The organism is Microcoleus sp. ARI1-B5 (assembly GCF_036705795.1).
GTDB lineage: Bacteria > Cyanobacteriota > Cyanobacteriia > Cyanobacteriales > Microcoleaceae > Microcoleus.
This window is the reverse complement of the sequence record NZ_JAUBVK010000009.1, coordinates 1-22,362: the sequence shown is the minus strand read 5'-3', so window position 1 is coordinate 22,362 and position 22,362 is coordinate 1. Positions and strand designations below refer to the sequence as shown.

Annotated in this window: 17 protein-coding genes; 10 read left to right on the top strand and 7 right to left on the bottom strand. The window is 45.8% G+C overall.

Annotated elements, in window-relative coordinates; all coding sequences use genetic code 11:
* Positions 1-234 precede the first annotated feature (234 nt).
* Complete coding sequence (locus QUB63_RS15615; RefSeq protein WP_332946170.1) at positions 235-3,153, top strand: sensor histidine kinase; 2,919 nt, start codon at positions 235-237, stop codon at positions 3,151-3,153.
* 246 nt (positions 3,154-3,399) lie between these two features.
* Here QUB63_RS15615 and QUB63_RS15610 read toward each other — a convergent pair whose 3' ends face one another.
* Complete coding sequence (locus QUB63_RS15610) at positions 3,400-3,858, bottom strand: ABA4-like family protein (RefSeq protein ID WP_332946169.1); 459 nt, start codon at positions 3,856-3,858, stop codon at positions 3,400-3,402.
* 245 nt (positions 3,859-4,103) lie between these two features.
* Between QUB63_RS15610 and QUB63_RS15605 the strand changes: the two genes are divergently transcribed.
* Positions 4,104-5,117: a leucine-rich repeat domain-containing protein gene (locus QUB63_RS15605; protein ID WP_332946168.1), complete on the top strand. Its 1,014-nt coding sequence runs from the start codon at positions 4,104-4,106 to the stop codon at positions 5,115-5,117.
* 248 nt (positions 5,118-5,365) lie between these two features.
* Here the strand turns inward: QUB63_RS15605 and QUB63_RS15600 are convergent, their stop codons facing one another.
* Positions 5,366-6,865: a phytoene desaturase family protein gene (locus QUB63_RS15600; protein ID WP_332946167.1), complete on the bottom strand. Its 1,500-nt coding sequence runs from the start codon at positions 6,863-6,865 to the stop codon at positions 5,366-5,368.
* A gap of 238 nt (positions 6,866-7,103) precedes the next feature.
* On the opposite strand from QUB63_RS15600, the gene QUB63_RS15595 reads away from it, so the two are divergent.
* From QUB63_RS15595 to QUB63_RS15580, 4 genes are all read left to right on the top strand, one after another.
* Entirely contained in the window at positions 7,104-8,801 is a 1,698-nt protein-coding gene (locus QUB63_RS15595) for a hypothetical protein (protein WP_332946166.1), read from the top strand.
* 100 nt (positions 8,802-8,901) lie between these two features.
* Positions 8,902-9,897: a pentapeptide repeat-containing protein gene (locus QUB63_RS15590; RefSeq protein WP_332946165.1), complete on the top strand. Its 996-nt coding sequence runs from the start codon at positions 8,902-8,904 to the stop codon at positions 9,895-9,897.
* 91 nt (positions 9,898-9,988) lie between these two features.
* A complete protein-coding gene (locus QUB63_RS15585) occupies positions 9,989-11,320 on the top strand; it encodes a serine/threonine protein kinase (protein ID WP_332946164.1) in 1,332 nt (443 codons plus the stop codon).
* Positions 11,321-11,384: 64 nt separating this feature from the next.
* Positions 11,385-12,029, top strand: a complete 645-nt coding sequence (locus tag QUB63_RS15580; RefSeq protein WP_332946163.1) for a hypothetical protein — start codon at positions 11,385-11,387, stop codon at positions 12,027-12,029.
* Between the two features lie 79 nt (positions 12,030-12,108).
* On the opposite strand, the gene ureC is transcribed toward QUB63_RS15580, so the two are convergent.
* The 5 genes from ureC to QUB63_RS15555 all read right to left on the bottom strand — a co-directional run bounded on the left by ureC (position 12,109) and on the right by QUB63_RS15555 (position 17,365).
* The gene (gene ureC / locus QUB63_RS15575; protein ID WP_332946162.1) at positions 12,109-13,917 is read right to left on the bottom strand and encodes an urease subunit alpha; all 1,809 of its coding nucleotides are present in this window, start codon (positions 13,915-13,917) and stop codon (positions 12,109-12,111) included.
* A 137-nt stretch (positions 13,918-14,054) separates the two neighbouring features.
* Positions 14,055-15,185, bottom strand: coding sequence for a glycosyltransferase family 61 protein (locus tag QUB63_RS15570; protein ID WP_332946161.1), 1,131 nt, complete (start codon positions 15,183-15,185; stop codon positions 14,055-14,057).
* A gap of 320 nt (positions 15,186-15,505) precedes the next feature.
* On the bottom strand, positions 15,506-15,823 hold the full coding sequence (locus QUB63_RS15565) for an urease subunit beta (RefSeq protein ID WP_332946160.1): 318 nt from the start codon (positions 15,821-15,823) through the stop codon (positions 15,506-15,508).
* A gap of 33 nt (positions 15,824-15,856) precedes the next feature.
* On the bottom strand, positions 15,857-16,159 hold the full coding sequence (ureA, locus tag QUB63_RS15560; RefSeq protein ID WP_293255018.1) for an urease subunit gamma: 303 nt from the start codon (positions 16,157-16,159) through the stop codon (positions 15,857-15,859).
* 321 nt (positions 16,160-16,480) lie between these two features.
* On the bottom strand, positions 16,481-17,365 hold the full coding sequence (locus QUB63_RS15555; RefSeq protein ID WP_332946159.1) for an urease accessory protein UreD: 885 nt from the start codon (positions 17,363-17,365) through the stop codon (positions 16,481-16,483).
* A 397-nt stretch (positions 17,366-17,762) separates the two neighbouring features.
* On the opposite strand from QUB63_RS15555, the gene fmdA reads away from it, so the two are divergent.
* The 4 genes from fmdA to QUB63_RS15535 all read left to right on the top strand — a co-directional run bounded on the left by fmdA (position 17,763) and on the right by QUB63_RS15535 (position 21,832).
* Positions 17,763-18,938 carry a formamidase gene (fmdA, locus tag QUB63_RS15550; RefSeq protein WP_332946158.1) on the top strand — a complete coding sequence of 392 codons (1,176 nt, stop codon included), beginning with the start codon at positions 17,763-17,765 and terminating at the stop codon, positions 18,936-18,938.
* Positions 18,939-19,001: 63 nt separating this feature from the next.
* On the top strand, positions 19,002-19,265 hold the full coding sequence (locus tag QUB63_RS15545) for an FmdB family zinc ribbon protein (RefSeq protein ID WP_332946157.1): 264 nt from the start codon (positions 19,002-19,004) through the stop codon (positions 19,263-19,265).
* A gap of 151 nt (positions 19,266-19,416) precedes the next feature.
* On the top strand, positions 19,417-19,641 hold the full coding sequence (locus tag QUB63_RS15540) for a hypothetical protein (protein ID WP_332946156.1): 225 nt from the start codon (positions 19,417-19,419) through the stop codon (positions 19,639-19,641).
* A 415-nt stretch (positions 19,642-20,056) separates the two neighbouring features.
* On the top strand, positions 20,057-21,832 hold the full coding sequence (locus QUB63_RS15535) for a sensor histidine kinase (protein WP_332946155.1): 1,776 nt from the start codon (positions 20,057-20,059) through the stop codon (positions 21,830-21,832).
* The last annotated feature ends 530 nt before the right edge of the window (positions 21,833-22,362 follow it).

Genomic DNA, 22,362 nt, shown 5'->3' with positions numbered 1-22,362 from the left:
ACCAAGCGAGCTCTCGACAGCACTATATATATAAAATAAAATGCTTTTTATAAAAATGAGCTGCTCCCCTGGAAAGGTGAGATTTTTACTTGAACTTCGCTCGGCTTTATCCAATGTTTTAGATTGAATCATAATTGAGACGACTATATTATAGGTTGATTGTTTTGCATTTGGATTTTTAAATTTTTTAAGTCGGTAATTGAAAATTGGACAAAGGTGCGGGGAAGGTGGGAAATGGGGCACGAGCAAAGACCGAAGGATTTAGACGAACAAGTCGCTGCGCTGGAGCGGGTGCTCCAGACTCTTCGAGAAGAGGAGAATGTGGAAGTGCTGGTGGAGACGGCACTCGCTTACTTGCAAGCGGAATTTGACTGGCGGTTGATTTGGATCGGGTTGTACGATCGACAGGGGCACCGATTGTTCGGGAAAGGCGGCATGACTCCTAACGGCGATTTGTCTTTTCTCAAACAGCGGTTTTCCCTGACTCCGGGGGATTTGCTCGAACAAGTGGTGATTCAGCTCCGGCCTGTGGGAGTCCCGGATTTGCGATCGGAAAACAGAGCCGGAGAATGGCGCAAAGCTGCTCAAACTTACAACATTCAAGGCACGACTCTGTTTCCGCTGCGCTACAAAGACCGCTGCTACGGCGTGATTTTGCTGGGTACGGACGAGTGGGGAGCGTCGCCAAAGCCGGCGGAAAAAACGCAGTTGGCGATCGTATTTGGATCGCTGGCAACTGCTCTTTATCAAATAGAAAAAGATTGGCAGCGACAGCAAGTCAAACGTCCAGACGAGTCTCTTTTGGCGCTGATTTCGCAGTTGCGGGAACTGCGATCGCTCGACCAATATTTGCAAGCGGTAGTCGAACAAGCTCATGAATTTATCGAGCCGACGCGCACTAATGTTTATTGGTTCGAGCGAGAGCGGCGCTATTTTTGGCGCCGAGTCAGCAACCGCCAAGTTGCTCCTGGTTTGGGCCTGATCCGACCCGCTTCGGGCATCACTGTCCAAGATTTGGGCGAATTTTATCAGGCTTTGGCTAGGGAAGAAATTGTTTGGATCGGTGAATCTCACAGTTCTCTGAAAACTGAGCTGACGGGGCGGTTGATGCAGCAAATCCGCGCTCGCTCTCTGTTGGCGGCGCCGATTGTTTTGGAAGGGGAATTGTTGGGATTTTTGGCAGTGGAAGCGAGCGAGTCCCGGATTTGGCAAGACAATGAAAGACATTACCTGCGGGGTGCGGCGCAGTTGGTGGCTCTGACTGCTCCTCTGTCGGAGATGGAGGAGAGGATTGAGCAAACGCAGCTCGATCGAGATTTAACTGCCGGCATCGCTCGCGCTATCTACAGCGATGCTGACTGGGAGGCGACTTTGAAAAATACGGCCGAGCAGTTGTGCTCTCGGCTCAAGTGCGAATACTTTTTGCTGTTGCTGTACGGCGAAGAACAAAATCGCTTTGAAATTGTCTGCCAAAATCTGCCCCGCAACCGCAGACAAGTGCCGTCGCCGCTCAACGCCCTCGATGCGGCTGACGTGGGGCTGCTGCAAGGTGGCGGGGAACCTCTGGCGATTGAAAATTGGGAGGAAGACGGGCGGTTGGGCGCTTGGCGGGAAGTGCTGGCGGAAGCGGGGGTGCGATCGCTTTTGGCATCGAGCACTCGGGGGAAACAGTTCGGGGGAGAAAACCCCAATCGCAAATCTCAAATCGCAAATCCAAAATCGATCGAGGGTTTGCTGGTTGTCGGGCACAGTGCAACTCGCACTTGGAGGCGCACCGAGCGAGAATTAGTTCGGGTAGTCAGCCAACAGTTAGGATTGATCCTGCACTCCTGGCAGCAGAGCTCGGAAATAGAGAAATATCAGCAATTTGAGCGATCGATCAAATCGGGTTTGGCGGTTTTGCAGCATTCTGGCGAGCAGCATTCTGGCGAGCGGATATCTGTTGCGGAGCCGAGGATGTTTCCAGAGTTGCCGCTGCAAAAGCTCGATCGTAACTTTGCCCAACACGTTTCTATGACAATTTCCTGTCCTTTAGTAGCCGTAATTACTTGGAATCCAGGCTCCGAGTCCGGTTCAATCTCTGCAGCGGTAGCTGCCAATCCCGTATTTGCCCTCAATCCCGAGGCCGTGATTCCTGTGCAAACAGACGCTTTGATCCAACAAACCCTTGTGGTTAACGACGTGCTGCAACAGAGCATGAGCGAACTGCCGCTGGCAACGAAGCGGTGGCTGCGCAGTCCGGGAATTGGCGAAATTCTGGCGGTGGCGCTGCGGAGTGCCCCTGAACACGCTCCTGCGGGCATTGTAGTGGTTGCGGACGCTCCGGGCCGCCAGTGGTCGGAGTTGTCGGTGAATTTACTGAGTTCGATGGCGTCTCAGTTGGCTTGGTGGCGCAGGTATTTGGCGGTGCAATCGGCCCTGGACTCGCAGCGATTGGATCTGGAGCTGCTCAACTGGTACAAGCAGCGCCGTTTCGAGGATTTTTATCGCATTCTCGGAGCCGGGGTGAAGGAGTTGGGAGAGTTGAGCCAGTCGATTTTGCCTGCGGCGAAGGAACAAAAGGATGCTCTGAAAACTTTGCGCTACCAACAGGTTTTACGGCAAATTGGTAATGCTTTGGGGTCAATTCATTTGGTGCTGAAACAGGAACAGTGGCGGCTGCAATTCGGACAAGATGCGGTGCCTGTGAGCGCTTGGTTGAGGCGATCGCTCGATCGCACGGCCCCCCTGGTCAAACAGTCGGAAATCTTGCTGGAAGTGAACAGAGAGACTGCTGTGTCGCTGCCTGCGGGCCAGACTTTGAGCGTTCGCGGTGACGGCATCAAGCTGGATTTGATCCTGTGCGAATTGCTGGCGATGGCTTGCAGGCGCTCTAAAGTTGGCGACAAGGTGGAGATTCGCTCTGTGCTTTTGGGGGAAGATTGGCTAGAATTGTCTGTGATCGATCGCGGCGAGTGCGATCGACAGTTACTTGCGGGCTTCAACGGCGGTTCTCACCCGGATATATTGGCCGTGCCGTCCCATAGGTCGATCGTGCAAAATCTCTTAATTTGCCAGCGAGCAGTACGCTTAATGGGGGGAGACTTTTCCTTAGAAATGTTAGAAAATAATTTAATTGTCGCCCGTTTAGTGCTGCCTCTAGCCACCTCTTAAAATTCTGTTGGAAACGGCAAGTTGCGCCCGCCCTGCACCCTAATTTTAGAGTTTGTGGGTAAAACAGGTTCTCCGCATCGGACTTAAGTTTTTTCCTAAGGTTCTCCGCATCGGACTTAAGTTTTTTCCTAAGGTTCTCCGCATCGGACTTAAGTCCGCATCCATAAATCTTGACTGAAATCCTCACTACAAAAACCTACATCGAGCAATGGATGATTAACATCCAAGGTATTGAAAACCCTCTCCTTAAACCGAAGGAGTAACAGTACCCGCCGCCTCAGAACTCGGAAAAAACCTTTCAGTAATCCAAGCCGTTACAATATGAGAAAGCAATCCCATCGGCCCCGCAAAGAAACACAAAGCCAAAGAATGAACAGTCCAAACTCCTGTCCGCTGTCCTTCCAAATAAATCCAGCGCCCGACAAACAAATCCATCACTAAAAAATGAATCCATCCCGTAGCCGCCGCCGTTTCCTCCCCCAGAAACTTAGCAATATCTGCTAGCTTGGGATTGGACAAAGCCGCCGCATTCTCCGCAGTCAGACTGCTACCAAACAAATATATGTACAAGACGGCGAGCACTGCAAAAGGAATAAACGAATTCATCACTTTTCGGGTAATTCCCCAGTTGGGCAATAAAATCATAATTGCCCAGAAAGGCACAACGAACAGATTGCCTGCATTAAAAATTAGTTCTGGCGTCATAGTCGGCTGTTGGCTCCTGCACATGAATGCAATTAAGGCTGTTAAGATTACTTTACACAATTTTTGCTAAAATTTCTCAAAATCAGCAAAAATCCGATCCACAAATTAGACATAATTGCTAGATTTATCGGAAATTTAAGATTTACACGTGCAGGTATGTAGTTGCGCTTGGGCGCTCTTTAATATAAAAAAGCGCCCAAGCGCAACTACGTACCTCAAGAACTGAAATCTAAAAGCTAAAACCCATGACAACAAATTATAATAACTTTCCCGATTGGTGCAAGCACAAAGACAATCTCTCTCCCGGCGCGAAACATACCGTAGAAATACTTTTGCAAGTATCAGATACTTCCGAGTGCGATCGAGCCAGCGAACTGCTTTCTAGTATAACAGAACTCAACCTCAAACAAGTTCAACTTACCGATATCAGTCCCCTCTCATCTTTCACTCAGCTTACCAGTCTCATCCTCGACGGGAATCAAATATCTGACCTCGCTCCCCTGCAATCTTTAACCAACTTGAAAACTCTGGTGATGGAGGTCAATCAAATATCAGATCTCAGCCCGCTTTCATCTCTGAGAAATCTGACTAGACTCGTTCTGGATACCAATCAAATATCAGACCTCAGTCCCCTCGCTGCTCTAACTAATCTTACGGAACTTGTGTTGTTTGACAACAAAATTTCTGACATCACGCCTGTGAAAGCTTTAACTAAGTTAAAGGCGTTAATTTTATACAAAAATCAAATTTTAGATATCGCTCCTCTGGCAGATTTAACTGAACTTCAGACACTCTACCTTTACAAAAACCAAATATCGGATATCACCCCGCTGGCTTCTTTGAAAAATCTGAGTACGCTGTTTCTATTCGAGAATCAAATATCTGAACTGGCTCCGTTGAAAGCCTTGACTAACTTAAATAGACTGGTTTTATTTGAGAATCAAATATCCGATATTAGTGCTTTGGCAGAGCTAACTAATTTAGTTGAACTCAACCTCGGCAACAATCAAATTTCAGACATCAGTCCGCTGAAATCGTTAACTAATTTGACTCAACTTTATCTGTTCAACAATCCGATTGCCGATTGCAGCGCGCTGCAAGCTTTGCATAACTTATTTTTGCTCGATTTGTACAACAATCAAATCTCTGATATCAGTTCCCTGCAATCTTTGCAAAAGTTAACGACGCTTGACTTGCGCGGGAATCCGATCGTGAATAAGATTTGCCCGGTCAATCCTGAATCTATATGTCGGTTTTAATTCTTAAGATGGTGGCGAAATCAGGGTGTGTATGATAAGCTATCCAACGTCAGTATCAGGAGAAAGTTATGAGCGGACACGATGCTTTGATGTTAGGATTGCTGCTGTTGCCAGGTTTGGCTTTGTCGATCGCAATTATGGGCAGTTTTGCCGCTGGTGGATAAAGTGTTCGCAGCATCGGACTTTAGTCAAGAGTCTAAATTATAAGAGGACTAAAGTCCGAACGATCGAACCTGTGGCCGCTGGCTTTACAAAAATTGTGCTGTGATGTCGGAATTTACCAGGCTATTGGCGCACAAAATGCCCGATGCTGCGACGGCGGGAACGCCGATTCCGGGCATGGTGCTGTCTCCCACCCGATACAAGCCTTTGACTGGGGTTTGCGGCCCGGGAAATGTGCCTTTGCCGGCGGCGATTGCAGGCCCGTAGGTTCCTTGATACCGCCGCAAATATCGGGCGTGGGTTAGCGGTGTGCCGATCGACTCCAGGACTATTCGCGATCGCAAATCCGGTATAATTCTTTCTAAAGCTTTGAACAGAGATTGCGATCGCTGTTGTTTCCTTTCCTGATAACCGCCGCCGTACTCCCAACCTGCGTAAGGTTCCAATGTATAAGCGTGAACGGCGTGATGTCCTGGCGGCGCCAGAGTTGCATCCCACACTGTAGGAATCGAAATCATGCAGGTATTTCCGGGTACTGTAATGTCAACATTGCTGTCGTGAACGACGACGTGGTGGCCGGTCAACCCTTCTAGTTTTTCGGCTTTAATTCCTAAATGCAGGTGCATGAAACTCTCTACTGCTGGCATCGATAAAGCGGTTTTTCGGTAGCTTTCCGGCAAATCTTCAGGTCGCAGTAACTTTGTATAAGTATCCCAAACTGTGGCATTTGAAATCACAATTGGGGCGCGGATAATTTCGCCATTTTGCAACCGAACTCCCGTGGTTTTGCCGGATTCAACTAATATTTGCTCGACGGGAGTTGCCAAGCGCAATTTTCCTCCCCAGCGCTGCAAGCCTCGGACTAAGGCATCGACGATCGCACCGCTGCCTCCTACAGGATATTCGATCGCCGATCGCGATCGTTCGCCAATCATAAAAGCTATTTCCGGCGCGACAGTTTCATGCGCTTTCAAGCCCGACAGCAAAAAGCACTCCAAATCGATCAAACGCCGCACCCAAGGGTCTTGCACGTCCCGATCCATCAAGGTACCGGCTGAACTGGCGATCGCACCTACTGACGGTAACAGTTTCAGCAAAGCAGGCGAGTACCGAGACAGCAAAACAGGTATTAACTGCCAGTCCGATCTCAGCGCTAAAGCCGGAATTCCGCGCAAAGCTTCATACAAAACTAATAAGTTTTGTTGAAATTGCTGCAATTCTATAGCGCCTTGCGGTGCGAATTTAGCTACAGCATCTAAGTAATTTCTCGCATTAGCATAAACTGGCAAACTTCCCTCGGGAAAATGGTAATGCCCCAGCGGATCGTAGGCAATTGCTGCGATCGATTCCTCCAAAACATTCAAGACTTGGCGCAAAGGATTCAGCGACTGCGGATCTGTCAAACCGCAATAAAAAGAAGGTCCCGAATCAAAGTGAAATCCCCGGCGCAAAAAGCTGTGAGCCGCCCCGCCCGCTATGGTGTGGCTCTCGCACACGAGTACGCGCTTGCCGTAGCGAGCTAGCATCGAGCCGGCGACTAAGCCGCCAATGCCGCTGCCAATTACGATCGCATCAAAGTCTTGCATTTATCAAATGTGGTATGATTGTATTATTTCTTGCTGACTCTTGACCCGCCCAAAAACTGGTACAAGCCCCCGACAATCCTCGTGGAGATACTAAAATTTTAGACCCAACGACCGGCGATCGGGCAACGCTCGAGTTCGGGTTCCGGTGATTCACTGCGCTGCAAGTAAATCAAAAATCAAAAATCAAAAATCAAAAATCTCAAATCGACTGACAGGGTATTTTTTTGGGAGGAAAACTATGAAAGCTTTATCTATTTTAGATGAAGTTGTTCGCGAATTAGAACAAGATGTCAATGTCTCGCGCATAAAAAAAATAATATTTTTTGCTTGTAAAGAGTCTTGGGAAAACGATCCGGCCAAACTCGCCAGCGCAGATGTAGGGAACTTAATCGAAGAACTCTGCGCTAAATACAGCAGGTTAGAAGATATTGAAACAGTTTTAAACAGTATAGTTGCCAAGGTCAATAAAAAAACTGAGTACGCTTTAGTGGCCGATCAAATCGTCTGCCAACTGAGCCGACTTTACGAATACCAAGATTTCACAAAATTAGAAACTAACATATCTAATTTTGGCGGTTACGAAGCACCCGCATTTGATGACCACTTCAGTTCGCAACTGCCCGCAGGGGAGTCGAGCGAAAGAGACCCCGGAAATCTATTTGATGTCAGAGAAAAAATTTTACAGCAAACCAATCCGCTGAGGGCAAAAATCCTCATTTTTTCTACTCTTTATCACGAGTTCACTTTTAGCGATCGCGATTGGCTGCTGCTCAAAACCCAAGAACTTGACAAGCTGCTGCGACAACTATTTAATGTCTGTGGCAGCCTAGCCGAACTCGAATCTAATTTGTACGGAACTGCGGGCAATCTCGACAACACCGACGAATGCGACCAAGCGGCTAGCGTGATTATCAAAGCCATGAATCCTTGTTACGCAAAATTGCAACAGGAAGAACGCGATATAGCCGAAGATTCAGCTACCGAAGATTACGATCAGACGCATTTAAACAACAGTGTTTATGAAGAGATCGTGCTGGTTGACAGGCGCAGCGAATATTTTGAGCCAGGGGATATTACTCAGATCATTCAAGCTGCTCCGACTCACTATCATTATGACCCCCAGAAGAGTTACTTAGTGCCGGATACGGCAGAAAATGTACAGTTTAAAGAACCAAAAACCAGCAGCAATAATTCCAGTGCGGATTTCCGACAGGAATTGGTAGAAACATTCCAAGTTGCAGAAATGCCGACAATTGTCGAAAGTTTCGAGCCAGCCGATCCTGTTACCATAAATATTAGCGATTCCATCAAACGCAAGTTGGCATTGGAAGAAGAAATGAAAGGCTTAGTCACTCAAAGTGCTAACTCCGCAACGGCGCAAATAGAAAAGATATTCAGCGAGTTAGAAGCTGCGATGAGCGGGAAATTTTATACAGAAAGTTCAGAGGAGCGTTTGTACTGGAAATATAAAAATCTCAGAGATTATGTAGGAAAAGTTCAGGGATTTACCGACAAATTAATGGAAATTCTGAGCGAGTTGGAGTCAAAAGAAAGCGGGCGTCCTCCTGATGAAACCCAGGAGAATATTGCCGAAAAAAATATTTCAGCAACAGAGCCGCAAAACTCTAGCCCGAAACCAACTCAGTATCAGCTTGTGGAAATGGCAAAACAAGGCAAGCCAAAGGCGATCGCCATTTTGATCAATCAATTGCTACAGCCCAAGGGAATTAGTGCCACAGCGGGATTTAAAGAAGGTTGGCTCCACGTCATTCTGGAGTCTGCCGAAGTACCAAACCAAGAGGCTACAGCTACATACATTCACAAAAAACTGGGTACTTTAAAATCACAATTTCTGACTCACGTGAAAATTCACGGGCGACAGTTAGGCCACAAAACAGTCGCTTGGACTCAAGAATTTGTGAATCAAACTCATTAAATCCCCGACTCAAGTTGGGGGCTACACAAATTAAGTCCGCAAGCCAAGGACTGAAATTCAATAAATTTAGAAATAGCAAATTTTACCTCATTTAAAAAACATGAATGCTAGCGAAATTTTAAGGCGATATACATCAGGAGAACTAGATTTTCAAGGTATGAATCTGAGAGGAGTCCACCTGAGCGGTGCAGATTTAATTGGCGTCAATTTAAGCAGTGCGGACCTCTGGGGTGCAAACTTAACGATGTCATACCTGAGCAGAATTAACCTTCAGCGCGCAAATTTAACTAATGCAAAGTTGTGCGGTGCTAACTTAAATCAGGCCAACTTGAACGCAGCAAATTTGTCCGATGCAGACTTCCACGGAGCCACTTTGCAATGTGCAGATTTTCGCAAAGCAAACATTTCTTTGGCAGTTTTTATCGATGCAAATTTGACGGATGCAGATATGCGAGGCGTCAATTTGCAAGGTGCTGATTTGCGCGGCGCCTGCTTGCGCGGTGCAAATTTGCGCAAGGAGCCGCGGATTTTTGAGGGTGCAAATTTGCGGGGTGCAAATTTGCAAGGTGCTGATTTGCGGGGCGTCAATTTGCTAGGTGCTGATTTGACTAAAGCTAATCTCAGTCAAGCGAATTTGACTGAAGCTTTTCTGCGGGAAGCAAATCTGACTCAGGCGAATTTGAGCGAAGCTATTTTAGATGGCACATTTTTGACTGAAGCAACTTTGGTAGAAACAAATTTTTCCTGGGCTATCATGACAAGTGCTAAGTTGGAAAGAGCTGTATTAATTGATGCTGAATTAGCTGGTGCTAATTTGCGCGGTGCATTTCTTCCTGATGTTAAGTTGAGCAATTCTAATTTAGTTATGGCTGATTTGAGTCGGGCTAATTTGGTGCGGGCTGATTTGAGTCGTGCTAATTTTAATCAGGCAAATTTGAGTGAAGCCGATTTGACTGATGCTTACCTGGCTAGAACTGATTTGCGGGAGGCAATTTTGCACCGCACAAGTTTGATTAGGGCTGATTTGAGCACTGCTAATTTAGCGGGGGCTCAATTGCGCGGTACGATTATGCCCAGTGGAGAAGTGCACGGGTAATTACTTCTAGTAGCAATTTAAATCTCTCGGCCAAATACTTAATTTAATAGTTAAGGCAATTTCATGTAATAAAAAAAAAGAGGGCAATGCTGTGTTAGATCCAGGAAAAATTTTACAAGAACGTTATCAATTGCAACAGCGTTTAGGACGCACAGCGGCCGGTCATCAAACTTGGCTAGCAGTAGATTTAGAGTCTCAAGAACACGTGACGCTGAAAATGTTAGCTTTTAGCCCGGAAATGCAGTGGGAAGAACTCAAGCTTTTTGAAAGAGAAGCACAAGTTTTGCAGGCGCTAAATCATCCCCGCATTCCTTGCTATCGAGATTATTTTTCCCTGGAGCGGGAAGCCGGGGCAGGATTGCCTTGGTTTGGATTAGTGCAAGATTATATTCCGGGATTTTCACTTCAGGAATTATTAGAAAAGGGTCAGCCTTTTTCCGAAAAAGAAGTACGAAAAATTGCCGCTGAAGTGCTGGAAATTTTAATTTATTTGCATGAATTAAGCCCCCCAGTTTTGCACCGAGATATTAAGCCTAGTAATTTAATTTGGGGTGAAGATCGGCAGGTTTATCTAGTAGATTTTGGTGCGGTACAAGCTCAAGCGGCGGTGACAGGTGTAACGTTTACAGTGGTAGGAACGAGCGGCTATGCACCCTTAGAACAGTTTTGGGGGCGGGCGGTTCCGGCTTCGGATTTGTATGCTTTGGGAGCTACTTTAATTCATTTGTTAACGGGGATGACTCCTGCGGATTTGCCACAGAAAAATTCTCGGATTCAGTTTAGCGATCGCGTAAGTGTGAATCCTAGTTTGGTAAGCTGGATTGAGAAGATGACGGAAATCGCGTTAGAAAAGCGTTTCAGCGAGGCTAGAGAGGCTTTAGCAGCTTTGAAATCGGGAAACATACAAGGGGCTAATCTTCAAATTGCGACTGTTCAGAAAATTGCTAAACCACCTCACAGTCGCATTCAAGTTAGCAAATCAGCGACGGAGTTAAACATTAAAATTCCCTCTACTTTAGTCAGAAGGCCTTTTTTAGGTGCTTTTATAGGAATATTAACTATACTGATATTTTGGCCGATAATCTTAGCATTTTTGGAATTAAATTTCAATATTGGATTAGGATTGTTTACGATTATAGCAAGTATCTTAGTTAAGATTGCGGGCAATGGTAATAAAATTAAATTTAACCGGAACTACTTTAAACTGGAACATCAGATATTTGGTTGGAGTTATTTACAACAAACTGGGGAAATTTCGGAAATTTTGGGTGCTTTTATATATACCATGACTGATGGAAATCAAATCAGGATTCGTTCAGGTAACGTTACGGGAACTTACTTTTATACTTTAGCAACAAATTTGAAAGAGGTTGAGGCGGCTTGGTTAGCGCAAGAAATTCAAGATTGGTTAAATTTAAGATAAGTAAATTTAGTAAAAAACTGATCTCGCTCAATGATGAGAATACCTGAGGCACTCAAATTAGATTATGGCAAATTATAGGATTGTTTTTTTGCTCAATACTTTAGCTATCTTGCTGGTAGCGGTGGTAAGTTTTGCCCTAAATGGGTTTGGTTCTTCGGTAAAAGGGTTATTTTTTCCGCCTTGTCTTGCGACATATCCGGGGGCGGGTTTCTTTTTTCTGATGTTCCAAATGTTCTTTTATTTTTCAGTAATGGTGTGTGTTTTTAGCTTTGGTTTGCTAAGAACTACTCAACCGAATCGTCCTGAAAATCAGTTTATTTTAGGTTCAGCGATAGTTACGGGATTTTTCCTATTTAATGAAGTTTTTCGCACTCATGTTCACCTCGGACGCGCTGGATTCCCTAAAGTTACAATAGTTATTATTTACGCTGTTGCTGCGGCAGTTTATGGATTAACTTTTAGGAGGCAAATAAAATCAACGCCATACTTTTTGTTAGTAAGTGGCGTGGGTTTATTATTTTTAGCATTTTTTGCCGAAGCATTGCCCTGGCAAGATGAGGCAATTTTTAGCTTGGTTGAGGGTATCCCCAAGTTGTTAAGTGGGGTGAATATTGCGCTTTATTTTTGGTTCGTTTGTAAGGGTTTAATACTGCGATCGCTCAATTTTTATAACAAGACATCCAATCCCGAATTAAGTAAGTTTAATTAGACCGGGGCGGGTTTAGGATCTCCTTAGTTTTAGACACAGACAGTTGCTAAAACCCGCCCTTACACGATCGTACAATCGGTTAAAACAAAAAGTACCGCTGCGCCATTGGCAAAACAGTTGCCGGTTCGCAAGTTAATAATTCCCCATCCGCCCTCACTTCATAAGTTTCTGGATCGACTTCGATGTGCGGCAAATAATCGTTGAGTTTCATATCTCTTTTACTAATCTGCCGCGTGCCGGAAACTGCTACAGTTGGCTTTTGTAAACCGAGCTGTGCTGCAATATCTCGATCGCGCGCAGCCTGCGAAACAAAAGTCAGACAAGTCGCCCCGATCGCACCGCCAAAACTGCCAAACATCGGCCGCATATGCACCGGCTGCGGCGTCGGAATGCTAGCATTAGCATCTCCCATCTGCCCGTAGGCGATCGCACCACCCTTAATTACCAACTCCGGTTTCACCCCAAAAAACGCCGGCCTCCACAAACACAAATCCGCCAACTTACCCTCTTCCACCGAACCGACATACTGACTAATTCCGTGAGTAATCGCCGGATTAATTGTATATTTTGCAATGTACCGCTTCGCCCGAAAATTATCATTTCGACCCTCTATTTCCCCCCCTTGATAAGGGGGGGTTATCCCTCTTGTTTCCCCCCCTTGGTAAGGGGGAGTTATCCCTCTTGTTTCCCCCCCTTGGTAAGGGGGGGTTAGGGGGGGTAAATTCCCCCGCTGCACCTTCATTTTATGCGCCGTTTGCCAAGTCCGAACAATCACCTCTCCAACCCTTCCCATCGCCTGCGAGTCCGAAGAAATCATACTAAACGCACCCAAATCGTGCAAAATATCCTCAGCAGCAATAGTTTCCCTTCTAATTCTCGACTCAGCAAAAGCCACATCTTCAGGAATCCCCCGATCCAAATGGTGGCAAACCATCAACATATCTAAATGTTCTTCCAAAGTATTGACAGTGTAAGGGCGAGTCGGATTAGTAGACGAAGGCAAAACATTAGCTTGTCCGCACACTTTAATAATATCCGGTGCGTGTCCGCCGCCAGCACCTTCAGTGTGGTAAGTGTGAATAGCGCGATTTTTAAATGCAGCAATTGTAGCTTCCACAAATCCCGCTTCATTGAGAGTGTCGGTGTGAATTGCCACTTGCACGTCGTACTCGTCAGCTACACTCAAACAATTGTCGATCGTTGCTGGCGTAGTTCCCCAATCTTCGTGAAGCTTCAAACCCATTGCACCAGCCAAAACTTGCTCGACTAATCCTTGAGGTTGACTGCTATTTCCCTTACCTAAAAACCCCAGATTTACCGGGAAAGCATCGGCTGCTTGCAGCATTCTGTACATATGCCAAGGCCCTGGAGTGCAAGTTGTAGCGTTTGTACCCGTTGCCGGGCCAGTGCCGCCGCCGATCATGGTAGTGATGCCGGAGGCGATCGCCACTTCTATCTGTTGCGGGCAAATAAAGTGAATGTGAGTGTCAATTCCCCCTGCCGTGAGAATCATTCCCTCACCAGCAATCACTTCCGTACCGGGCCCTATAATAATATCTACCCTATCTTGAATGTAAGGATTTCCCGCCTTACCAATTTGGTAAATCTTGCCATCTTTAATTCCAACATCTGCCTTAACAATTCCCCACCAATCCAATATTAAAGCATTAGTAATCACCGTGTCAACAGCACCGTCAGCATTAGAAATAGGCGACTGTCCCATGCCGTCGCGAATGACTTTACCGCCGCCAAATTTAACTTCATCCCCGTAGGTTGTGAAGTCTTTTTCAACTTCTATGAATAATTCTGTATCGGCTAACCGGACGCGATCGCCCGTTGTCGGCCCGAAGGTTTCCGCGTAAGCGCGGCGATCCATTCTGTAACTCATGCTCGCTCCTAATATTAATAAATTTTTTAGTTAGCAGTTGAGGTCAACTTTAATTGTACTATGTACCGAGTTGCTCAATCTGAGTTATCAAATATTTACAATATTTGTGCGATCGCCCCATTTGTCGATTTGTAAATTCATTCCAGCATTTTCTTGATTTCCCTTCTCAAAACCTCCAGATCCACCGTCATATCCATGCCAATTAAACTCCAATCTTCCGAATCATTGCTGTCATCAACCATACAGGAGTATTCTAATCCCAATAGCTGGGAAATGTAATAGAAAAACGGCGGAGTGTACCCTCCATAAAAGCATTCCAATACTTTCGTTCCCGGCTGACACCACAGCAAATTTGTAAAACCAGCGCCGTGAGGGCCGACAACCACCGCAGCATCTGCAAACAGGCGAATTTGTTCATCCACAGTGCGCGAGATATCTTCCAAAATTTCAAAATCAAACTCTTTCAACACTTCTCGTACTTGTGCCTCATTTTTAACCTGACGCCGCCCGCTTCTAGAAAGATACAATTTTCTGTAAGGCTTGACATTTTCCTTAAGACAGAATTTGTTCCGCAAAAGCTCTATATCGTAAGGACTGGGAAAATACCAATCTTGATTGTTTCCCACCACGACACTTTCTGCATGATATCCCGTATCTCTAGCGCGAGTGTCGATTAGCGAACTTTCAGGAATACCGAGTTTGGTCATAAATTCCAACTCAAAAGCTGTATGCCGCAAAGGATAACAAATTTTGGCTTTTTGCCAAATTTCCTTACCTAAAGCCTCCTCAACTCTACAAAGTTTTGCCAGTACAAAAATAACATAATCGTAATAACTGCACCACAAATGCGACCAAGGAGCAACTACCAGCGGATAGGTAATTTGCTGGGGTTTATAAGGCCATTCCAGAATACCCGCACCGCTAATCCGAAAATCCAAGTCTAACAGCAACTTGTTATTTAGCAGCGTGTTTCCCGAGGTACAAATAGTGAGAGAATCTATTTGTTCATTCTGGGAAATTTTCCAAACATAATCCGGGTCAAAAGACACGCTTGTTTCTGTGGTAAAAAACCGAGAAGGCACTCCGTTTACTGAGGCTAATGCGGGTATTTTGACTGGTTCGTGCTGCTGTTTGTAAACGATGCTGTTATCTAACAATTTGATGCTGGTGCGCCGGTCTAACGGGGTTCTCCAGACACGTCTCGACGTTTCCAGCAAGCTCTGCTTCAACATCTGTTTGATCTGGTCAACTAATTTTGGGTTCATCATGCGCTTTTGCTGTGTATGTTTGCGGTTTTAACAACCAATATCGATCGCAAACTGCCACTTTTAACTCGCTCAAAAGTCTGAGGTTTGACTAACAAAAGAAAGGCATTTATACGCTGATTCAGAGAAATTTTGTTGAGATTGCTTTGTCACTCTCCAGGGGTAGCGCTGGAAGTGATACCATTTTCGATTTTCGATGAGCGCGATCGATCGCGCTCCTGGTTGGGATTGCGAGGTTACAGTTGCATTTTTGTAACGGGTATGAGTTTTAAGTTAACAAATTCCCCATTCAACACTCAACACTTGTGCACTATTTTCTGCTTTCATACTTCAGCATCCAGATGACCGTTCACTTTTCCATTAAAGCCGTAAACTTGACGGCTACCAACAAACGGCACTAATTGAATTTCCCTTCGATCTCCCGGCTCAAATCTAACTGCTGTACCTGCGGGGATATCCAACCGCATTCCTTTTGCTTGTTCTCGTTCAAATTCTAAGGCTTCGTTCGCTTCATAAAAGTGATAGTGGGAACCGACTTGTATGGGTCTGTCGCCCGTATTTGCTACCAGCAGCCGCACCGTTGGGCGATCGGCATTCAGCTCAATTTCACCGTCTGAAACAATCATTTCTCCCGGAATCATATCTGTCTCCTGCGAGTCTCTGCGGTTAAATATTTAACGAATCGGATCGTGCACTGTCACCAACTTAGTTCCGTCGGGAAAAGTCGCCTCAACTTGCACTTCATGCACCATTTCCGGTATGCCTTCCATCACATCTTCCCGCGTCAGCAGAGTTGTCCCGTAACTCATTAAATCTGCGACGGTGAGGCCATCTCTTGCTCCTTCTAAAATCGCGGCTGAAATGTAGGCTAGTGCTTCGGGATAGTTTAATTTTAAACCTCTTTGTTTCCGGCGCTCTGCTAGCAGGGCGGCGGTGAAAATCAGCAGCTTGTCTTTTTCTTGGGGGGTGAGTTGCATTTTTATTATGGTGAGGGCGATCGCATTATTTGTGCAAGTTCAACTATCAGCGGCGGCAAATCATCGGTAATTACATCCCATGACCAACGATAGTGTTAACATCCGGTTTGTGTCAAGGTGGTTTATGCTTGTATTTTTGGACTTTAGCAGAGAACCGGAAAAAGAGTGTTTGCCGATCGCATATTTCTGACAAAACTCGGCTATATTGTCGCGGGGAATGTCAGTCGGAAGTTGTATGTCTTGTGCTGGGGGCGGGTTTTGCATTTGATTTGTTGCAGCGGGAAGAGAAACTATGTGAAACTAAAAAACTCAAAGAGAATGCTATTTTATCCAAACTCTCGGCAAACAGCAAGGGCGTTCTGAAAAAGACAGGCGCAGCAATTGCCAAATGGCGACAAACCAGTCTCTGGCGGCAGCGGTGGACGAACCGCGATACCGACACAGCAAACCGTTGGGAATGCGAGTAACGCCGACAGTAGAATTAACTGCCACAGATGCCGGATAAATTGTTTCTTCGCAGCGCAAATATCGCACTTTTTCCACCATCTCCGCTGGGACTGGTTCGCCGATCCAAGCGAGGGTAGCGACTACGGGTTTTCCTGCTAAACCGTGAGCACTTTCGAGCATTTTTCCCCCGCCTTCGAGCCATTGTCTGTCAATCCACAGCGGACGGTTTTGCTGCCAAATTTCGGTGTGCGATCGCCATTCTCCCGACAAGAACTTTTCGCCCCTAGCACTGCGTCCGAACCGCGTAATTTCCCACAGCAGAATACGGGCTTGCGGCGCTAATTCTACCCGCAAATCTTGTCGGTAAATTGCGCCGTCGAAAACGATTGTTTCCTGCGGCAGCCATTCCAAATTAGCGCCAGCATCTACTTGAATGTCAATATTTTGTTGTGATAACTGTCCGCTGCTGCGATAAATTTTACCAGCGGCGGCGGTGGTAATTAAGGCTTTGGCTTTTGGTTGGAGGTGGAAATTGAGCGAAAGGCGATCGCCCCCGACAACTCCCCCAGCCGTGTGCAAAACTACGCTGTGACAAACCTCTTTTCCTTCAGGATAAAACGGACGCTGCACCTTCAGGGGCGCTTGCATTTGATTGTGAATGATTTGAGTTGCGCCGTCACGGTTCGCGTAGACTAAATTCAGCCTGCCGTGCCAATTATTTATCTTATTTGCAGCTTGTTCAGTAGAAGGTTCAGTCACAGATTTTTGCTAAAAACAGCCACTATCAAAAACATACCACGACTGCTGCACCGTCAACTTTTTTTATCGTGCCAACTATTTATCTTATTTGCAGCTTGTTCAGTAGAAGGTTCAGTCACAGATTTTTGCATTTTAAAACAGCCACTATCAAAAACATACCACGACTGCTGCACCGTCAACTTTTTTTATAATGATAATCGTTATCTTATTTTTTTTGGCGATCGGCACTTATTCGTATAAGATTTTACATTTATCAACTATCAAATCGGGGAAGATGCGCGTAGCACATACAAATCGCGGGACTCACTTAAACCTCAGCAGCTTACTCCGCTCTTAGTAGCGTGTCAAACCACTGTTTGCGTCCCAGACTGAATCATTTACTAAAGGAGTGCAGACTATGCCTCAAGTTATCTTCAAAGTTGACTTGACCAAACCGATGTCCGAACAGGAATTAGTCGGTCACAACCGCTGGCATCCAGATATTCCAGCAGTAGTGTCCGTCAATCCCGGCGAGGTATTTCGCATCGAGTGCAAAGACTGGACAGACGGACAAATTAAAAATGACGACAGCCCCGACGACATTCGCGATGTAGATTTAACAGTAGTTCACGTTTTGAGCGGGCCAATTTACGTTAACGGCGCGCAGCCAGGGGATATTTTAGTAGTCGATATCCTCGACATCGGGGCTTTACAAGGGGACGAATGGGGTTTTACGGGAATCTTTGCTAAAGAGAACGGTGGCGGTTTCTTGACCGAACATTTTCCCACTGCTGCTAAAGCAATTTGGGATTTTCAGGGAATTTATACCGCTTCGCGACACATTCCAAAAGTGAGGTTGGCCGGGATTACCCATCCGGGTTTAATTGGCTGCGCTCCTTCTCAGGAATTGTTGAATAAATGGAACAAACGGGAAGCGGAATTAGTAGCAACAAATCCCGATCGAGTACCGCCTTTAGCAGAACTGCCGAACCCCAAAAATGCAGTTTTGGGTTCGCTGACAGGGGCCCAGTTCGATCGAGTTGCTGCGGAAGCGGCGCGCACTGTTCCTCCCCGCGAACACGGCGGCAATTGCGATATTAAAAACCTGTCCCGGGGTTCGAGAGTTTACTTCCCGGTTTATGTCGAAGGCGCGAAACTTTCGATGGGAGACATTCACTTTTCTCAAGGTGACGGAGAGATTTCATTCTGCGGTGCAATTGAAATGTCGGGGTACATCGACCTCCACGTTGATATTATCAAAGGCGGAATGGATAAATACGCGATGGTAAACCCGATTTTCAAACCCGGGCCTGTGGAACCACGCTATTCTGAATACCTAGTTTTTGAAGGGATTTCTGTTGATGAGTTTACGGGCCAGCAATATTATCTGGATGCCCACGTTGCTTATCGGCGAGCTTGCTTGAATGCGATCGAATACTTGAAAAAGTTTGGCTTTACTGGAGAACAAGCGTATTTGCTATTAAGCTGTGCTCCGGTTGAGGGTCGAATCAGCGGCATTGTTGATATTCCCAATGCTTGCTGCACGCTTGCTTTACCGACAGAAATTTTTGAGATGGATATTATGCCGTCTTAATTAGTAGGGCGGGAACTGCCCGCCTTCACTCATTCCATTCCAAATTTATCATCTCAAATTGCTATGCCTCTTTACGATTTTCGGTGTGAACATTGCGGCCTGTTTGAAAAATGGCGCAGTCTGGCAGAATCAGATACTCCTGTGCTTTGTCCAACCTGCGAAACTGCTGCTAAACGGATATTTTCGCCGCCGATGATTTTAACAGGAAATCTGCGGTTGAAAGGTCAAGAAAATAAGGAACCGCAAGTTGTTAAGCGTTTTGAGGAACCTAAACCGCAGCGGAATCGCGAACACCGAGGGGGACGGCCTTGGATGATCGGTCACTGATGCAGTCCGACACTGCGACAGGGGTCTCAACCCCTGTCTCATAGCTAAAAAATGTGGCAATAAATAGTTTGGGATTAAAAGATCAGCGAAGCAATTAGTAGAGCAAATTCGGGCAACGGCGGTCGAACTGCACCAATACCGCACTCAACAAATGTCATCAAAACAGTGGGGAATTACTCAACTTTACAATAAGTTTTTTGAAGAACCAACAAGTCAACTTTATAAACTTCACGAAGCGCTCGATCGCCAAGTAATGCAAGCTTACGGATTTACTGACAGCGACGATATCTTAGTAAAACTGCTGGAATTGAACCTAGAAATGGCAGAAAAAGAAAAACGGGGAGAACCCGTAGTTGGGCCTTCTGTCCCCAACTAAGTGAAAATATCGATCGCAGTTATCATAAGTTTTGTAAATTTCCGTCTAATCACATAAGTTGTTGATACAGATCACAAACACTTTGGTTTAAGAACAGAGATAATTAAGAAGGGAGCGGCTAAATCGGATCTGCTAACAGCGAAAACACCGATTTATCTGGTAGACTTAATAGAAAGATGAGTTTCGACATTTCGCACGCAACCGACTGTCAGTCAAAAAGACCCGCCAAAAGTTAAAACCCAGAAAAACTATCGGATCTCCAGCTCGCGTCTTTTCAGGAGTAAGAACCGAAATATTATGGGTTTTAACTTAGTTAAATGATTAACTGACAAATGCAGGTTTTGACGGTTTATCAAACTTACAAAAAAATGTGCAGGATGTCAACTACTCCTGATTGTTTTGGGAGAAAATTTCAATGTTATTATTTACCGACACTCAGCCCCAAGATAGCAAACTAGAGCAAAATAAATCTGCTCAAAAGAAATTGTTACAGCATTCATCTATTAATTTAAATTGGCTAAGGGAACGATTCAACCATTTGCGGATCGGCCAAAAAATTAGCTACGGCTATGCTTTAGCGATCGGCATAGCGATTTTGGGCACGGGTGCGGGACTGAAAGTGGGAGACTACTTTCGCAAGCAAGCTTTAATTCAGGTAAATGTTGCTGGGCAGCAGCAGCAACTGCTGCAAAATTTGCAAAATACCGTCTTTGCAGCCCGATCGCACGCAGCGAGATTGCCGGCAGTTTTGGGAAACACGGTGTGGCTGCAATACGAACACGATCGGTTTCTCCAGCAAATCAATCAGGCGAAAATCCTGATTTCGGAAATTGAATCTTTCGCACGAGAAAATCCCGACAAGCTAGCAATAGAAGAGAAAAATTTGCAGTCTATATTGCCAAGGTATGCCACCGTCATCGATTACTACGCTCAGCTAATTAAATTGCAGTTAAAAGAAGCCGAAGTTTGGGATTTGCCGGTCAACCGCATCGAGTCAGCACAGCTACAAATGTTGAGGACTAGCAGCGGCCAAGAAGCGATCGTATTAGATAAACTTGCCGACAATTTGACCGACCAAATTGCAGAAATAGAAGTTCAAAAACTGCAAGGGGCAGAAGCATTAGAAGAAGCTGAAGGCTTGCGCAACCGAATTATTCTGGGGAGTATGATAATTTCAGCACTCATCGGGGTGTTACTGGCGGACAAAACCAGCCGCGCGATCGCCCAACCCCTCGAAACCGTCACTAACGTCGCCCAGCAAGTCGCTCGCGAATCGAATTTTAACCTGCAAGTACCAGTCACAACCGAAGACGAAATCGGAGTTTTAGCAGCTTCTTTCAATCAATTGATTCAGCGAGTTAGCGAGTATACAGAAGAACTAAAACAAACTCAATCCCAATTAATTCAAACCGAAAAAATGTCGTCTCTCGGTCAAATGGTGGCAGGGATAGCCCACGAAATCAACAATCCCGTCAACTTCATCGGCGGCAACATTGACTATGCCAACCAATACATCGAAGATTTGGCAGACTTGCTCACTCTCTATCAAGAATACTATCCAAACCCACCAGATGCAATTCTAGAACGTATCGAAGACATTGAACTCGAATTTCTCAGAGAAGATTTACCAAAAACCCTCTCTTCGATGAAAATGGGAGCCGATCGCATTCGCGAAATTGTCGTATCCATGCGGAATTTTTCGCGATCGGACGACGGCAAAATGAAATCAGCCGACATTCACGAAGGAATAGATAGCACCCTCGTCATTCTCAATCACCGACTCAAACAAGGTATTCAAGTTATTAAACAATACGGTAAGTTGCCTGCGCTTGAGTGCTATCCCGCGCAACTGAATCAAGTATTTATGAATATTATTAGTAATGCAATAGATGCGCTGGAGGAGGTGAAAAAGGAAGACAAAGGCTATTCGCCAACGATTTGGGTTAGCACGGAAGTTACAGCCGACAATACTGTCACCGTCAAGATTCGCGATAACGGGCCGGGAATTGCAGCAGCCAGTGCCCAACAGATATTTGACCCGTTTTTTACTACAAAGTCGATCGGCAAAGGCACTGGATTGGGATTAGCTATTTCCTATCAAATCGTTGCCAAGCATCACGGGAAAATTGAGATGAATTCCCACATAGGACAGGGCACGGAATTTGCGATTACTTTGCCCGTTGCTGCGTAATATCGCGCGGGGCGGCTTCGTTTTTTCTTTGTCCGTAGCGCACGAAGTATCGATCGGGGCGGGTTTACAGGATCTATAACTTATGTCATAGATATCGGCTCACGGGCCCCTACAGACATCGCGGTCTTTTTACCGGAAATGAGAGGTCGATTAGCCTTCTGACGTGAATTTCATGGGGGCGGAGGGACTTGAACTAGCGCATTGCTTTAAATCTACGATTTTGCGTCGTTCTAGCTCTTATTTTTACCCACCCCAATAGTCCTGTTTTAGATTTGAGCGAAAACTAAGCAGCTTGCTGTACGCTGAATACAGCAAGCAAACTCAACACTGTTAGAGGATTGAGCGAAAAATGAGCGAGAAATCTAATTCCGTCACAGTAAGTACCAGCGCTGATTACCTGATCGGCTACGAGCGGATTCTCGACTACTTCAAGCAAGCACAGAAAGAATGCCCGTGCGATTCGTTGAAGCGTGAATCACGGTGAAAGCCCGTACATAGCCCTTCCAGCCACAAGGCTGAACTCTCGGTCT

Bases quoted from the DNA above. Each gene is read 5' to 3' on its own strand.
- QUB63_RS15615 (WP_332946170.1), top strand. From the start codon at position 235: ATGGGGCACGAGCAAAGACCGAAGGATTTAGACGAACAAGTCGCTGCG.
- QUB63_RS15605 (WP_332946168.1), top strand. From the start codon at position 4,104: ATGACAACAAATTATAATAACTTTCCCGATTGGTGCAAGCACAAAGAC.
- fmdA (WP_332946158.1), top strand. From the start codon at position 17,763: ATGCCTCAAGTTATCTTCAAAGTTGACTTGACCAAACCGATGTCCGAA.
- QUB63_RS15600 (WP_332946167.1), bottom strand. From the start codon at position 6,865: ATGCAAGACTTTGATGCGATCGTAATTGGCAGCGGCATTGGCGGCTTA.
- QUB63_RS15540 (WP_332946156.1), top strand. From the start codon at position 19,417: ATGTCATCAAAACAGTGGGGAATTACTCAACTTTACAATAAGTTTTTT.
- QUB63_RS15590 (WP_332946165.1), top strand. From the start codon at position 8,902: ATGAATGCTAGCGAAATTTTAAGGCGATATACATCAGGAGAACTAGAT.
- QUB63_RS15535 (WP_332946155.1), top strand. From the start codon at position 20,057: ATGTTATTATTTACCGACACTCAGCCCCAAGATAGCAAACTAGAGCAA.
- QUB63_RS15545 (WP_332946157.1), top strand. From the start codon at position 19,002: ATGCCTCTTTACGATTTTCGGTGTGAACATTGCGGCCTGTTTGAAAAA.
- QUB63_RS15595 (WP_332946166.1), top strand. From the start codon at position 7,104: ATGAAAGCTTTATCTATTTTAGATGAAGTTGTTCGCGAATTAGAACAA.
- QUB63_RS15610 (WP_332946169.1), bottom strand. From the start codon at position 3,858: ATGACGCCAGAACTAATTTTTAATGCAGGCAATCTGTTCGTTGTGCCT.
- QUB63_RS15580 (WP_332946163.1), top strand. From the start codon at position 11,385: ATGGCAAATTATAGGATTGTTTTTTTGCTCAATACTTTAGCTATCTTG.
- QUB63_RS15570 (WP_332946161.1), bottom strand. From the start codon at position 15,185: ATGATGAACCCAAAATTAGTTGACCAGATCAAACAGATGTTGAAGCAG.
- ureC (WP_332946162.1), bottom strand. From the start codon at position 13,917: ATGAGTTACAGAATGGATCGCCGCGCTTACGCGGAAACCTTCGGGCCG.
- QUB63_RS15565 (WP_332946160.1), bottom strand. From the start codon at position 15,823: ATGATTCCGGGAGAAATGATTGTTTCAGACGGTGAAATTGAGCTGAAT.
- ureA (WP_293255018.1), bottom strand. From the start codon at position 16,159: ATGCAACTCACCCCCCAAGAAAAAGACAAGCTGCTGATTTTCACCGCC.